Raw genomic sequence first — 13,438 nt, 5'->3', positions numbered from 1 at the left:
TGATGCACGCAAGATGGACCCGAGCTCTGGCGCAGTATTGCGCTAGTCGCCTTCGAAGCCGAAGGTGCGGCCATGGCAACAGAAACAGACTTCTCCTTTGCTGCGCTGACCGGTCCGGCGAGACGGCACATCCGGGTGTTTCAGGTCCACCAGTTTCTTGATCGTTTTGCGATGGGTCTGACGGTTGCCGTCGTTGCACTGGCGTTGTCCGATCGGGGCATGGACCTCTTCCAGATCTCGCTCCTGTTTGGCGTCTACTCACTGACGACCATGGCGATGGAACTTCCGTTCGGCGGACTGGCCGACAACGTTGGACGCAAGCCGGTCTTCCTGGCCGCAGTCGTCGCCAGCCTGGTCTCTCTGGCACTCTTTCTCTCGACGCGCGATTTCTACGTTCTCGCGCTCTCATTTGCCTTCATCGGTTTCGGGCGAGCCCTGCGGTCGGGCACGCTCGACGCATGGTTCGTTGAGACCTTCCGAGCCGCTGCGCCGAACGTGGACGTTCAGCCCGCTCTCGCAAAAGCGCAGTGGGCGAATGCCATGGGCCTGGCGGTGGGAGCTGTCTTGGGGGGCGTGCTGCCCGATCTCTTTGGGCCGGTGGCAGAGAGTCTGGGTTTCAGCGTTTACGACGTCTCTTACGCCGCGAGCTTTGCCGTGATGCTTGGGGTGTTCACCTACACCTTGCTTGTCATCATGGAGGATCCGCGCCCGTTGAACCCTCAAGCCCTGAAACAGGGGTTTGCAACTGTACCGCAGGTGATCGGGGACGCAGGTCGTCTTGCCCTCAGACATCCGGCGTTGTCGGTGCTGTTGGCGGCTCTGGCGTTTTTCCTGATGGCGACCAACCCGGTCGAAGTGATCTGGCCGACCCATGCAAAACCGATGCTGGAGGAAGGTTATGCGAACACGGTCATCGGTGTCCTGACCGCCACCTATTTCTTTTCAATCGCATTCGGCGCGTCTCTGTCTCCGTACATCAGTCGGATTTTCAGACGACGGCACGCGATCACCCTTGCCGCGGCTTTCGCCTGCATGGCGGGCGTTCAGGTCGCGTTTGCCCTTCAGGACGGCATCGCGGGCTTTGCGACGGTTTTCATCCTGTATTCGGTTCTCCTTGGCGTATCCGAGACGCCCGCCAGCAGTATTCTTCATCGATGCGTAGAAGACCGCCAGCGATCCACGATGCTGTCTCTGAGGTCGCTGATACAGCAACTCGGAGCAGCTCTGGGTCTGGTCTTGGTGGGAGCGGTCGCCGAGGCCTACTCCACACCTGCGGCCTGGATCGTCGGCGCCGCGTTTCTTGTCGTTGCCGTGATCCTGCTCGGCATCCTCGCCAAACGGCTCGCCGCAGAGATTGAATAGCGATCATTTGAGCGACATGCATCGTCGGTAAGAAGTGGGCTTGCAGCGGACTCGCGGCGGTGCTGCAAGGGCAGGTGGAAGGTCACAGCGATCTCCGCATTGATCTGACCGAGGAAGTGCTTGGCTCCGTTGGGCAGCACTTCGGCGATGGAGGCCGCGTTTTGGCCGCGCTGCGCCGGCAGGTGGCGGGATGTGCAGCGCGCTCGGACTGGGACTGGCCGGTGACAGAGGCGATGAAGATGCCCTATCCGCTATAGGGCATGGGAGAAATGGAGGCGCGGCGATCCGTCGGGTGCCGCGTGGCGCACCGCCGCGACGCCGAATACATCGGCCAGCAGAGCCTCGTTGAGCACCTCGTGTGGACGGCCCATTGCCACCAGTCGGCCCCGGCTGAGCACCCCGATCCGGTCACAGGCCGCGGCCTGGTTGAGGTCGTGGAGCGCTATGACCCGGGTGATTGGCAGGGCCTGGACAAGAGCCATGAGTGAGAGTTGATGGCGTATGTCGAGATGGTTCGTGGGCTCGTCCAGCAGCAGCAGGTCCGGCGTCTGCGCCAGTGCGCGGGCGATATGGACGCGCTGACGTTCGCCGCCCGAGAGGGTGTGCCAGAGACGTTCGGCAAAGGCGGCCATTTCCACGGCTCTCAAGGCATCATCGACGGCAGCCTCATCTTCGCTCCCCCAGCCTCGCAGCGGCGAAAGATAGGGCGTGCGCCCCAGGTTCACCGCTTCCCGGACGGTCAGGCGGTCCGTCGTCTCGGCCTGCTGTTCGACGAAGGCGATGCGCCGGGCGCGCAAGCGGGCAGGCATCCGCCCTATCTCCTCGTTTTCCGCCAGGACGCGGCCCGTTGTGGGACGCCGAAGTCCCGCGAGGCAACGCATGAGCGTGGATTTTCCAGAGCCGTTAGGGCCGATGAAACCGACAAGTTCCCCGGGCTCTACGCAAACCGAGATGTCCTCAAGCAGGGGCGTGCGGTGCACGCGGGTCGACATGCGCTGCACCTCGATCCTCATCGCCGCGCTCCCCGGATGAGGATCAGCGCAAAGGCCGGAGCGCCGACCAGCGCGGTCACCACACCGATGGGCAGGACCTGCCCCGGGACGATGATGCGGCTGATGACGTCTGCCGCGACAAGGAACACCGCACCCGCCAGCGCCGAGGCGGGGACCAGCCGGTCGTGGCGTGTGCCGACGAGAAAGCGCATGGCATGCGGCACGACAAGGCCAACGAAGCCGATCGCGCCCACTTTGGAAACGAGCACCCCAACCATGATGGCGGTGACGGTGATGAGACTGCCGCGCAAGGCCGGCACGTTGATCCCGATGGATGCGGCTCCGTCCGCACCGAACGTAAAAGCATCAAGCCCACGCCGGTGCCAAAGACATAGCGCGACACCCCCGAGGGAGACGGCCGTGCAGGCCCCGACGTCATCCCAGCGGATGCCCGACAGATTGCCCATGAGCCAGAACATGATGCCGCGCGCCTGCTCGGCATTGGCGGAACGGGCGATGGTGAAGGCGGTCAGAGCGTTGAACATCTGCGAGCCGGCGATCCCGGCGAGGATGATTGCGGCCGCCGCCTGGGTCCCGCGCCCGCCACCCGCGCTTCCGTTCACTGCGTGGGCCAAAGCCACGACGCATCCGAAGGCAACAAGCGCTCCGGACAACGCACCGAGCGACATCGAGATTGCCCCGCCTCCGATGCCCGCGACCGACACGAGGACCGCCCCCGTCGAGGCACCTGCAGACAAGCCCATGAGGTAGGGATCGGCTAGCGGATTGCGCAGCAGCGCCTGAAGAACGACCCCGGTCAGGGCGAGGCCAGCCCCGCAGCAGGCGGCCACGATCGCCCGCGGGAGGCGGTAACTCCAGATGATGCCCGCCTCGATCCCGTCGACCGGATAGCCCGCGCCCCACAGATGGTTGGCCAGCGTCCGGCACACCACGGCAAAGGGCAGACTGGTCTCGCCGATTGCCGTACCTGCAAGGATGGTGGCCCCAAGCAGAAGAGGCGCGAGCCAGAGCCCGTGCCGTACCGTGATGCGCGCGGGTGTGGCCGCCATGGTCATTCGAAGGACATCTTCGAAAGGGCTTCGGAGAGCGTTTCCAGCCCGTAGATCGACCGCATCGTCGCGCTCATGGCGTGCGCATCCATCTGCACGATCCGGTCCTCGCGTACGGCCGTCATCTGGCTTGCGACAGGATCGGTGCGCAGGAACTCCAGCTTCTTCTCGATGTCGTCGGCGGGAAAGCGACGGCGGTCCATGTAGGCGATGACGATCACGTCCGGGTCGGCCCGGGCGATGCTCTCCCATCCCACTGTCGGCCATTCCTCGTCGGAGGCGATGACATTCTCGATCCCCAGCTTGGACATCATGTAACCCGGCGCCCCGAGGCGTCCGGCGACATAGGGATCCATTTCGACGTCGGCGGAGGAGAACCAGAACACGGCCGACAGGTTCTCGGGCAGGTCTAGGCCTTCCGCACGGGCAATGGCGCGTTCTTCGGTCGCCTGAAGGTCCGAGACAAGGGTTGCGCCCGCGGTGCGCACGTCGAATATCTCCGCCAGCTCCCGAATGCCCTTGTAGATCGAGGCCGTCTCAAAGGCGCCGACGCGTGTGCCATCGCCTCCGGTGGAATTGTCCTTGGTGTCGCAATCGGCGGGCAGGATGTAGGTCGGGATTCCGATGTCGTGGAACATCTCCCGTGTGCCGACGTTGCCGCTCTCGCCCACATGCCATTCGTATTGCACGGCGACCAGCCCGGGCTTCTTCGCGACCACGCTCTCGAAGCTGGGGTCGTTGTCGGCCAGCCGCTCGATCGCCTCGTTGACCTCCGCGAACTCCGGCAAGACAGGGTTGAACCAGACCGAGGTGCCCGAGACCTTCGGCGCGAGGCCGAGCGAATAGAGGATCTCTGTCGCGGACTGCCCTATCGTCACCACGGTGTCCGGTGCGGCGTCGAACGACACATCGAGCCCGCAGTTTGTCAGTGTCAGGGGGTAGTTCGTTTGCTGCGCGTTCAGCGCCGTCGCGGCGCTGGCCAACAGCGCGGCCGTCATCAAGGTCTGTCTCATCCGATCCGTCCCGTCAGAGAGGACCATCAGGGGAAAGACGCGAAACGGAATGCGACCCGGCGGCCACGTCATGTTTCCCGCCTCGGCACACCCCGTCCGGTCGTGGTTTCGTTCATGTCGGCAGGTCTCCTGACTGACGGGTCACAGCGCCTCTCGCCTTCCCGGGACGAACCCAGTGGCGCATCGAGAGGCACTCACCGCCTACAGTTGCGGGGGCAGTTCCGTTTGCCGGCCGAAGCCGGAACGGATTCCCTTTCAATTCCCGAAGGAAACCGACGCCGCAATCTCTGGCATAGTTCCCGATGCACGGCAAGTGCGGGGCGGCACGAACGCAATCGCCGAAGCCGAGGATGGCGAGTGCGTCTGAAAGGCGAAATTAGGCTCGGAGCGGATCTGCGGCGGTGCGGCAAGGGCAGGCCAAAGGTCACCTCTGGCGCGCCGTCGCTGCAGGCCCATTCCGGCAGTTCACGCGATCCGCCATTGCCGCCATCGCTTTCGCCGCTGCTGCCATCTAGTGGCTATGAGATGCCGTAACGGGGCCTGTCTCGCGACCCGCCCATTATCGTTGCAAGATCGAGGGCAAGCTGGCGCCATTCCCGTATCGGATCCACATGGAGGACTGCGGGATGAAGCTGTGAATTGGGCTGGATGTGTCGCTTGAGAAGACCGCAATTTGCGTGATCAGCGAGCATGGGAAGATCGTGAGGGAGGCGGAGGTGTCCAGCGAGCCCGAGGCGCTGTTGCTCTGGATCGGCGATCAGGACGGGGAAGCTGCGGCTATCGGGCTCGGAGCTGGCCCCCTGTCGCAATGGCTGCATCGCGGGTTGTCCGCGGCTGAACTCCCTGTCGTGCTGATGGAAACCCGGCAGGTGAAAGGCGCCTTGAAGGCCATGCCGATCAAGACGGACCGCCGGGATGCCGAAGGGATCGCACGCCTGCCGCACCTCGGCTGGTTCCGACCGGTTCACTGCAAATCAGTCTCCGCACAAGAGGTTCGCGCTGTGCTCACCGCTCGCAAGGCGGTGCAGCAAGGGTTCATCACGCTTGAAATGTCCCTGCGCGGGCTACTGCGGAACTTTGGCTTCAAGGTTGGCACTATATCCCGTGGCCTATTCGAACATCGTATACGCGAACTGGCGGCAGGTAATCCGATGCTGGTAGCGGCAACCGAACCCATGCTTCGCGCGCGGGCAGCGCTGCGACGAGAACTGGCAGGCCTTGAACGCCATGTCCGCCAACCTGCCCATGACGATCCGGTCTGTCTGCGCCTAATGTCGATGCCCGGGACTGGCGTGGTCGCGGCAAGAGATCCGTTGTGCTGGACGTCAAGGATGCAGATGACCTCGCAACGCTGCGCGCGCTGCAGGAGACCGCGGACGTCTTTGTCGAGAATTTCCGAGACGAGACCCTGGCGAAGATGGGGCTCGCGCCGGACCAGCTGCGGCAAAGCCATCCCGCGCTTGTCGTCGCCTCCTGCAAGGGCTTTCTGAAGGGTCGCTACGAACACCGCGCAGCCATGGACGAGGTGGTGCAGATGATGACCGGTATGGCGTACCTGACCGGGCCAAAGCGGCGTCCGTTGCGCATCGGGTCTTCTGCCAATGACATCATGGGCGGGCTGTTTGCCGCCTACGGCGTGCTCGGCGCGCTGATCCAGCGCGGCAAGACCGGGCAGGGGGCTGCGGTCCGTTCGGGCCTGTTCGAGAACTGCCTTCTGCTGGTGGCCCAGCACATGGTGCAGTTCGACATCGAAGGCGAGGAAAGCCCGCCGATGCCCGAGCGGGTGTTCTCCTGGCCGATCTACGACCTGTTCGAAACGGCGGACGGGCGGCAGATATTCGTGGGCGCGGCGACGGACGGGCAGTGGGAGAAACTGTGCATCGGGCTCGGGCTGGAGCACTTGCTCGCGGATGACCGTCTGAAGACCCGCCCCGACCAGATCAGAGCGCGTGACTGGACCCTGCCGCAGATTGCGGCGGTGATCGTTGCACGGCCCTTCGACGAGATGGTGCAGGTGATGGAGGCCAACGACCTGCTGTTCGCCCCGGTTTCCCGTCCTGCCGAGATGTATGACGATCCGCATGTGAACAGGCCCGGCGGGCTCTTCACCTCCGAGTACCGGGGCAAGAAGGCATTGCCGCTGCGCCGGGTGATCTCGAAGCGAAGGGCGTTCAGGTGCACGTTGCCACCGAGGCGGAAAACAAGGCGATGGAAGCGGTCATGCGTCCCGCCTTCGACGCGAAGTTCAACCGTGACGACCCGGACAGCCAACAGCTCCTCCAGCTGATCGGCCAGCTGTCGAGCGGCAGCTGATGTCTCCTGTTGAGCGGGGAGGGGCGCATGACGCCTCTCGCTCCTTCCCCTTCCGCGTGGCAGCGGCTCTGTCGCGCGCTTGCGCTGCGCTGTCGATCCTCCTGATCCTCGGCACCTTTGGGCTGACCGTCGTCGCGGTCTTCATGCGCTACGTCCTGCACAGCCCGCTTCTTTGGTCCGACGAGGTGACCGGCTGGATGTTGGTGGCGATGATTTCCTGCGGGGTGGCGGAAGCCTACCGGCGGGGCGATCACATCGCCATCGACCTGCTGACCGACCGCCTGCGCGGCCCGTCCCGCGCGGTACAACGGGTGTTTGCCGGCCTCGCCTTTCTGGTGCTGGCCGTCGTCCTGTTCCTGTCCACGTGGGAAGCGGTGGAATTCTCCCGCATGGTCGGCAGCTACACCACCGGACACCTCGAAATCCCGGGCTGGATCCCCCAGGCGCCGCTGATGCTTGCGGCGGCGATGCTGGTCCTCGTCGCGCTCACGCGCATCCTCGACACCCTCGCTGGGCGGAGCCAATGACCATCCTTTTAGTCTTCGGCGGGCTGATCCTGCTGCTCCTGACCGGAATGCCGATCTTTGCCGCGCTGGGGCTGACGGCCACGGCGATCCTGCTGATCTTCGAGGGCCATATCGGCCCGATCTCCGACACCGTCATGGCGCACCTGTCCAAACCTGTGCTGATGACCATCCCGCTCTTCGCCTTCATGGCGCAGATCATGATCAAACCGAAGGTCATCGACGATCTCTACGTCATGGCAAACACGGTGATCGGCCACATCCGGGGCGGCCTCGGGGTGGCGACGGTGGTGTCCTGCACGATCTTCGCCGCGATTTCCGGATCGTCAGTGGCCACGGCCCTGTCGATCGGTTCCAGCGCCATCCCGCAAATGAAGCGCTATGGCTATCCGGAACGCGAGGCGCGGGGGGGTGATCGCCGCGGGTGTAACCCTGGGCATTCTCATTCCCCCTTCGGCCCCGATGATCCTCTATGCCATCGTCTCGGACGCTTCCATCGGCGCGCTGTTCCTCGCCGGTATCCTGCCCGGCTTGATGCTGGCGATCATGTTCTCTATCTACTGCATGTGGAACGGCGGCACACGCGAACATACATCCTGGTCGGGATGGGGCGCCGTGATGCTGGCGCTGCGCAAGTCGATCTGGGCCGTGCTGACCCCGCCGATCATCATGGGCGGCATATACGCGGGTGTCTTCACCGCTTCCGAAGCCGCCGCCGCCGGGTGCCTCTACGCACTACTCGTTGCGGCGCTGGCCTATCGCACCCTCACACCACGCATGATCTGGGACTGCGCTTATGCCACGATGCGGACCTCGATGATGGTCTCCATGATCATCGTGGGGGCGGCGATGTTCGGCCATGCCATCAGCATCATCCGCCTGCCGGTCGGCGTGACGGAGGCTGTTGCCGCGCTCGGTCTGTCTCTGCTGGCCTCCTTCCTCGTGGTCATGGCGCTGATCTTCTTAATGGGTATGTTCTTTGAATCCATCGCGATCATTCTGATCACCACGCCAATCCTGCTGCCGACCATACACGCGCTGGACATCGACCTCGTCTGGTACGGCGTATTGCTGATGATCAACCTCGAACTGGCGATGATCACGCCTCCCGTCGGTTTGAACCTGTTCGTCATCAAGGGGATCACCGACGCGCCCCGGGTGCCACAGCCGCCGACCGGACTCGCGACGGATCTGCGGGCTTGCCGGACAGCACTGGCGAAGCCGCCCCGCGTCACCGGTTGTCTGGGCTGATTGGGCGGGCGGGCAGATGCCAGAGATCAGCTTGTCGGCCGTCGAGCGCCATCGCGCAAGAGGTTACGCGCCCATCCCCGCCTCGGAATCGGACGCCACACGCCCAAAGAAGGCGGGTCCGCAAATGCCTACTGGTCGAACTCCAGGTGAATCTTTTCCGAGACTTCGGAGCCCTCGGTAAAGCGGTCGATGCCGTAGCCCGAGATGTCGACCTTTGAGGCCTCGCCCCGCACCAGCGCGGCGAGGCATTCGCCGACAGCCGGAGCAATCTGAAACCCGCCGCCGCTGCCTCCGAATGCGTGGAACAGGCCCGGAGTGGTGGTGCTGGCGCCAATCACTGGGAGCATGTCGGGCAGATAACCCTCGACCCCGGACCACACGCGGATAATCTCTGCCCGCGCCAGCATGGGGATGCATTCGACCAGCGTGCGCATCCCTCGTAGTGTCTTGGCTGGCGGCACGTAGGTGAACTCGCCCGAAGGCAGAGAACGGGTGCGCGGGTAGCCCGAGAAGATGATGTTGCCGCGCGGGATCTGACGCACGATGACATCGCCCTCTACCATATGCACCGACGGGTGCAGTCGGTGCGGCAGGGGCTCGGTGACGAATTGCGGCGGGCCGGCGCTGAACATCGGCACGGGCTCTCCGGCCTGCTGGGCGAGCTTGCCGGCCCAGGCTCCCGCGGCGTTGACGAGCCTTGGCGCTTCGAAACACCTGCCATCCGCGCTGGTGACCGCGAACCCCGTAGCGGTGCTGTCAAAGCCCGCAACCTCGCAGCCCTCGATCACCGTGCCGCCCACCCGGGCCAGCGCCCGGGTCACGGGCGGCGTGCTGAGACGGGGATTGGCCACAGCGCTGCGCGGACTGAACGCGGCAAGGCGGATGTGGCGCGACAGGAAGCCGAACCGGGCGTGTAGGGTATCTCCCTCAAGCAGCAGCGACTCGACCCCGAACCGCGTCGCGGTCTCTACGTCCTTGCGCAGCTGGATCTCGCCGCGTTGGCCGTGGGCGAAATAGAGATGCCCGGTGCGCTCGATCTCGCAACCCTCGCCGGTGAGGGAGCCGTAAGCCTCCCAAAGCTGCTGTGCGCGGATCGAAAGCGGGTACTGGCGTGCGGATCGTCCGTGCAGCCGCAGGTTTCCGAAATTTGTGGCGGAGGCCTGCGCCCCGATCTGACCCTTCTCGAGCAGCGTGACACTCAGTCCCGCGCGCGCGAGGAAGAGCCCGGTGAAGGCGCCGAAGAGGCCGCCGCCAATCACGATCACGTCGCTTTTCAGGCGCAGGTTCATGCGTCTTCCCCCCGCGCGTTGGGGTCGAAGACCAGCGGGATGGGGCGGACCGGAGCCTGCGCGCGCAGCCGGCCGGGCGGGGCATTTGTAGCGGCCGCCACGATCTCGCCAAGGGCCTGTCCGCAGAACCGGCCCTGGCAGCGGCCCATCCCGCAGCGGGTCACGGATTTCACCCGGTTCACCTCGGTCGGGCAGGAGGGCTCGTTCAGGGCGGCTCGGATCTCGCCGGCGGTGACCCGTTCACACCGGCAGACCAGGACGTCATCGGCAAGCGCGGCGGCTTGCTCGGCAGGCCAGCGGAAGGCGCCTGTCATCGCGCGCTGGAATGCCTGCTGCGCGGCCATTCGGCGCCTGTCGCGCCTCATCACGACGCTCCGGACCGGATGGCCGAGACTTTCCAGAAGGCTCTGCGCCGCAAGGCTCCCGGCGGCATCCGCCGCTTCGGCGCCACCGGTACGGGCGCTGTCCCCCGCCAGCCAGAGCCGCTCGCCCGCGCGGCCCGCCGCGTCGGTGCAGGGGAACCATTGCCGGAAGTCCGGATCGAATGAGAAGGTTGCGCCGGCCAGCTCGGCGAGTTGGGTCTCTGCGCGCAGCCCGTGGCCCAGGGCTACTGCGTCCGCCTCGGCGGTCACGGCCCGGCCGCGGGCGGTCGTGTAGCGCAGCCGCGTGACGCGGGTGTCGCCCTCGATCGCCTCCAGCCGCACGCCCGAACGCATGGTGACACCGCCTCGCCACAGCTCGGCGATCAGGGAAAGCCCTTGCAGCGCATTGCGCGGCGCGTGGCGCAGCATGGCCGGGAAAGCCCGGGCCTTCCCCGCGATAGGCGTCGTGTCGAGAACGGTAAGATCGCGGTGCCCAAGCCGAAGGTACTGCGCTGCCGCGAGGTAGAGCAGCGGCGACGAGCCTGCGAAGATCACCTTCCGCCCGATGAAGCTGGCATGCCGTTTCAGCGCCACCTGTGCCCCACCGAGGGTGAAGACACCCGGCAGGGTCCAGCCGGGCAGGGGCATCAGCCGGTCGGTCGCGCCAACCGCGATGACGAGGTGGCTATAGGTAATACTGTCGAAACCGTCCGGGCCAAGCAGCTCCAGCCGGTTGTCATGGCAGGCCCATGCCAAAGTGCCGGTTCGGAAATCGCAATGCTGCAGCACCGCATCCTCGGCCTCTTCGCGGCGCGCGATGGTCTCGGCCGACTTTCCGAAGAGCGCGGCGCGGTGGCGCGAGGTCAGGGGCGACAGGCGGCGGGTGCCCTGCCCGCCGGGGTGGGCGCTTTCCTCCAGAACGATGGGCCGCAGACCGACCTCGACGAGCCGCCGCGCTGCCGCGAGCCCTGCCGGCCCGGCGCCGACGATGACGATCTTCGTCTCCGCCTGCATGTCAGTCGGCCTCTTCGTATGGGCGCGAGCGCAGGCGCAGGCCATCGCGGGCGACCGTCATGCAGCCGCGCAGGCGCCGGCCTTGATCGTCCCACATGGTGCATTCCTGGCAGCTGCCCATCAGGCAAAACCCGGCGCGGGCGCCCCCGTCGAATTCGTTGACGCCGCACTGCGGCTGCGCAGCCAGCACCGCAGCCAGCACGGTGTCGTCGAGCCGCGCGGTGATCTCGGCACCGTCGAATTCGAAACGCAGCGGACGCGGCGCGTCGGCGTCGATGGGATGAAGGAGCGAGTCCGCCATGAGTATTACCATGCAATATGTGCTATGGCAATATGAGAGGCCACAACTGGTCCGGCGTCAAGCCTCAACGTTTCCGGCCCTGCGTATCGGGCGGATTCTTCAAGACGGCTGGCTCGCCTAAGGATTGCTTGCCCTCTCCGCGGCCCAGATCGTCAGGAGAAGGAGATCGACCTCCCGGCCGCGAGGATCATCGCGGCGAAGGACGCTTCGAGCTGTTCCGGCGTGTAACGAAGGGTCGAGACCGCAAGCGAGACCGAGCCGATCACTTGGCCCTGAGCGCCGAGGATCGGTGCCGCGATCGAAGCATCGGCGTGGTAGACCTCTTCGAACGCGCAGGCATAGCCCTTCAGACGCGTCTCTTCGATGATCTCCTTGAGCCTGTCGACGTCCGTCACGGTGTTCCGGGTGTGAGCGCGTATGTCCGAGGCATCAAGAATCGCCGCCACCTTTTCGGGCGGCAGCCGTGAGAGCATCGCGCGCCCCGGTGCCATGCAATAGGCGGGCAAACGGGTGCCGATGGTCACATCCGTGTGAAGCACGTGACGGCTGAGAAAGCGCGAGATGAAGACGATCTCAGTCCCGTCCAGAACGGTAAGGTTCACCGTCTCCTCGGTTTCCTTGCTGAGGTATTGCAGGACCGGCATCGCCCGGTCCACGAGACGTGACGTGCGGGTGAAATGATGGGCCAGATCCAGCGTCTTGACCGAAAGCTGAAACTGCCGCGTGCGCGTGTCCTTCTCGAGATACCCCAGCGATTCCAGAGTGTGCGCAAAGCGTTGCGCCCCGCTGAGGTCAAGGCCGGTCTGTTCGGCAATGTCGGAGAGCGTCATCTGCGGATGCTGGCCGTCAAAGGCTTCGAGCACGCGAAAGGCCTTGGCAACCGACTGCACCATGAGGGGGTCTGCCCGCTTCGCCGGCTTCTTGTTTTGTTCTGACACCATCTTGTCCTTCGATCCCGCCTTGGTCGCATGCAGACACCCTGAGAATGCACCGCACTGTCTTCGGTAACACAGACAGGAATTTCAACCGAGAGCGACAAGACGATTGACAAACATGCCTGCTGTCATTTTTATCCAATAGTAACTATCACAATGCAATGGATGCTATGGACAACTTCATTCTTACCGAAAAAATCGCCAACGTTCTGACAATCACGTTGAACCGTCCCGAGAAGATGAATGCGTGGAACACGTCCATGCGTGACATGCTCATCGACGCCTTCGTGGCTGCAGAAGCGGATGACGAGGTGCGTGCCATCATCCTGACAGGGGCTGGCGACCGGGCGTTCGGCGCGGGGCAGGATCTGGGCGAGAGCAAGACCTTCGACGCAGACCGGGCCGAAAGCTGGATGGGCGAATGGAAGAAGCTCTATGCCTGCCTGCGCGACAGCTCCAAACCCATCGTCGCGGCGCTCAATGGCGTGGCGGCGGGCTCGGCCTTCCAGGTGGCGCTGCTGTGTGACCTTCGTGTCGCCCACCCCGGCGTGCGCATGGGCCAGCCAGAAATCCTGTCCGGCATCCCGACCGTCACGGGCAACTGGGTCATGCGGGACATGATCGGCATTGCCCGCACCATCGACCTGACCTTCACCGGCCGCATGCTCGACGCGAAGGAAGCCTATGACTGGGGCCTGATCAGCCGCCTTGTGGACCAGGACCAGGTGATGTCCGCGTCGATGGAGCTGGCAAAGGATCTTGCATCCAAGCCCCCCGTGGCGATGCGTCTGAACCGTCAGCGCGTCAAGGAAGTGACCCAAGCGGGCTACGAAGACGCCATGCAGGCCGGTATCCGCATCCAGCTGGAGGCTTATTCCACCGGCGAGCCTCAGCGGATGATGGAAGAGTTCTTCGCCAAGCGCGCAAAGGCCTGATCGGCCTCAAGAAAAACTCATCCGAAGACGACGGTTTCCGCCCTGCGGGCGGGCGCCGCCACACAAACAATAAAGCA

At 64.7% G+C, this 13,438-nt stretch carries 12 protein-coding genes, 2 pseudogenes and 1 riboswitch; of the genes and pseudogenes, 7 read left to right on the top strand and 7 right to left on the bottom strand.

All coding sequences use genetic code 11. The features are described from left to right. Positions 1 to 72 precede the first annotated feature (72 nt). The gene (locus ACU0DV_RS19445) at positions 73 to 1,362 is read left to right on the top strand and encodes an MFS transporter (RefSeq protein ID WP_446269906.1); all 1,290 of its coding nucleotides are present in this window, start codon (positions 73 to 75) and stop codon (positions 1,360 to 1,362) included. A 251-nt stretch (positions 1,363 to 1,613) separates the two neighbouring features. Here ACU0DV_RS19445 and ACU0DV_RS19440 read toward each other — a convergent pair whose 3' ends face one another. Genes ACU0DV_RS19440 through ACU0DV_RS19430 form a run of 3 tightly spaced genes read right to left on the bottom strand, consistent with a single transcriptional unit; the run spans position 1,614 to position 4,437 of the window. Beyond that, positions 1,614 to 2,375: an ABC transporter ATP-binding protein gene (locus ACU0DV_RS19440; RefSeq protein WP_446269905.1), complete on the bottom strand. Its 762-nt coding sequence runs from the start codon at positions 2,373 to 2,375 to the stop codon at positions 1,614 to 1,616. Further along, the gene (locus ACU0DV_RS19435; RefSeq protein ID WP_100931329.1) at positions 2,372 to 3,430 is read right to left on the bottom strand and encodes a FecCD family ABC transporter permease; all 1,059 of its coding nucleotides are present in this window, start codon (positions 3,428 to 3,430) and stop codon (positions 2,372 to 2,374) included. The genes ACU0DV_RS19440 and ACU0DV_RS19435 overlap by 4 nt, the downstream gene beginning before the upstream one ends. Beyond that, entirely contained in the window at positions 3,427 to 4,437 is a 1,011-nt protein-coding gene (locus ACU0DV_RS19430; RefSeq protein ID WP_446269904.1) for an ABC transporter substrate-binding protein, read from the bottom strand. The genes ACU0DV_RS19435 and ACU0DV_RS19430 overlap by 4 nt, the downstream gene beginning before the upstream one ends. Before the next feature lie 102 nt (positions 4,438 to 4,539). After that, positions 4,540 to 4,729: riboswitch (cobalamin riboswitch) on the bottom strand. A gap of 346 nt (positions 4,730 to 5,075) precedes the next feature. Between ACU0DV_RS19430 and ACU0DV_RS19425 the strand changes: the two are divergent. From ACU0DV_RS19425 to ACU0DV_RS19405, 5 genes and pseudogenes are all read left to right on the top strand, one after another. Further along, positions 5,076 to 5,741, top strand: a pseudogene (locus ACU0DV_RS19425) (IS110 family transposase); the annotation flags it as partial. An 11-nt stretch (positions 5,742 to 5,752) separates the two neighbouring features. Then, entirely contained in the window at positions 5,753 to 6,724 is a 972-nt protein-coding gene (locus ACU0DV_RS19420; RefSeq protein WP_446269903.1) for a CaiB/BaiF CoA transferase family protein, read from the top strand. A gap of 25 nt (positions 6,725 to 6,749) precedes the next feature. Further along, positions 6,750 to 7,277, top strand: coding sequence for a TRAP transporter small permease (locus tag ACU0DV_RS19415; protein ID WP_446269902.1), 528 nt, complete (start codon positions 6,750 to 6,752; stop codon positions 7,275 to 7,277). Further along, positions 7,274 to 7,621, top strand: a pseudogene (locus ACU0DV_RS19410) (TRAP transporter large permease subunit); the annotation flags it as partial. The gene ACU0DV_RS19415 and the pseudogene ACU0DV_RS19410, both read left to right, overlap by 4 nt. Before the next feature lie 34 nt (positions 7,622 to 7,655). Continuing rightward, the gene (locus tag ACU0DV_RS19405) at positions 7,656 to 8,525 is read left to right on the top strand and encodes a TRAP transporter large permease (RefSeq protein ID WP_446269901.1); all 870 of its coding nucleotides are present in this window, start codon (positions 7,656 to 7,658) and stop codon (positions 8,523 to 8,525) included. Between the two features lie 128 nt (positions 8,526 to 8,653). On the opposite strand, the gene ACU0DV_RS19400 is transcribed toward ACU0DV_RS19405, so the two are convergent. The 4 genes from ACU0DV_RS19400 to ACU0DV_RS19385 form a co-directional block, all read right to left on the bottom strand. Continuing rightward, on the bottom strand, positions 8,654 to 9,814 hold the full coding sequence (locus tag ACU0DV_RS19400) for an NAD(P)/FAD-dependent oxidoreductase (RefSeq protein WP_446269900.1): 1,161 nt from the start codon (positions 9,812 to 9,814) through the stop codon (positions 8,654 to 8,656). Then, positions 9,811 to 11,190 (bottom strand): FAD/NAD(P)-dependent oxidoreductase, encoded by a 1,380-nt coding sequence (locus ACU0DV_RS19395; protein WP_446269899.1) that lies wholly within the window; start codon positions 11,188 to 11,190, stop codon positions 9,811 to 9,813. The genes ACU0DV_RS19400 and ACU0DV_RS19395 overlap by 4 nt, the downstream gene beginning before the upstream one ends. Position 11,191: 1 nt before the next feature. Then, entirely contained in the window at positions 11,192 to 11,491 is a 300-nt protein-coding gene (locus ACU0DV_RS19390) for a (2Fe-2S)-binding protein (protein WP_446269898.1), read from the bottom strand. A gap of 152 nt (positions 11,492 to 11,643) precedes the next feature. Continuing rightward, the gene (locus ACU0DV_RS19385) at positions 11,644 to 12,432 is read right to left on the bottom strand and encodes an IclR family transcriptional regulator (RefSeq protein WP_446273564.1); all 789 of its coding nucleotides are present in this window, start codon (positions 12,430 to 12,432) and stop codon (positions 11,644 to 11,646) included. Between the two features lie 155 nt (positions 12,433 to 12,587). Here ACU0DV_RS19385 and ACU0DV_RS19380 point away from each other — a divergent pair, with 155 nt between their 5' ends. After that, a complete protein-coding gene (locus ACU0DV_RS19380) occupies positions 12,588 to 13,361 on the top strand; it encodes an enoyl-CoA hydratase/isomerase family protein (protein WP_446269897.1) in 774 nt (257 codons plus the stop codon). Positions 13,362 to 13,438: the final 77 nt, after the last annotated feature.

It is taken from the genome of Sagittula sp. (assembly GCF_052825245.1).
Note: the sequence above shows the minus strand (reverse complement) of the source record. Positions and strands in the feature narration are given on the sequence as shown.

What these genes read in the sequence shown, in the direction of transcription:
- ACU0DV_RS19395 (WP_446269899.1), bottom strand. Translation starts at nt 11,190, where the DNA reads ATGCAGGCGGAGACGAAGATCGTCATCGTCGGCGCCGGGCCGGCAGGG.
- ACU0DV_RS19385 (WP_446273564.1), bottom strand. Translation starts at nt 12,432, where the DNA reads ATGGTGTCAGAACAAAACAAGAAGCCGGCGAAGCGGGCAGACCCCCTC.
- ACU0DV_RS19400 (WP_446269900.1), bottom strand. Translation starts at nt 9,814, where the DNA reads ATGAACCTGCGCCTGAAAAGCGACGTGATCGTGATTGGCGGCGGCCTC.
- ACU0DV_RS19445 (WP_446269906.1), top strand. Translation starts at nt 73, where the DNA reads ATGGCAACAGAAACAGACTTCTCCTTTGCTGCGCTGACCGGTCCGGCG.
- ACU0DV_RS19390 (WP_446269898.1), bottom strand. Translation starts at nt 11,491, where the DNA reads ATGGCGGACTCGCTCCTTCATCCCATCGACGCCGACGCGCCGCGTCCG.
- ACU0DV_RS19440 (WP_446269905.1), bottom strand. Translation starts at nt 2,375, where the DNA reads ATGAGGATCGAGGTGCAGCGCATGTCGACCCGCGTGCACCGCACGCCC.
- ACU0DV_RS19430 (WP_446269904.1), bottom strand. Translation starts at nt 4,437, where the DNA reads ATGAGACAGACCTTGATGACGGCCGCGCTGTTGGCCAGCGCCGCGACG.
- ACU0DV_RS19405 (WP_446269901.1), top strand. Translation starts at nt 7,656, where the DNA reads ATGGCTATCCGGAACGCGAGGCGCGGGGGGGTGATCGCCGCGGGTGTA.
- ACU0DV_RS19435 (WP_100931329.1), bottom strand. Translation starts at nt 3,430, where the DNA reads ATGACCATGGCGGCCACACCCGCGCGCATCACGGTACGGCACGGGCTC.
- ACU0DV_RS19380 (WP_446269897.1), top strand. Translation starts at nt 12,588, where the DNA reads ATGGATGCTATGGACAACTTCATTCTTACCGAAAAAATCGCCAACGTT.
- ACU0DV_RS19415 (WP_446269902.1), top strand. Translation starts at nt 6,750, where the DNA reads ATGTCTCCTGTTGAGCGGGGAGGGGCGCATGACGCCTCTCGCTCCTTC.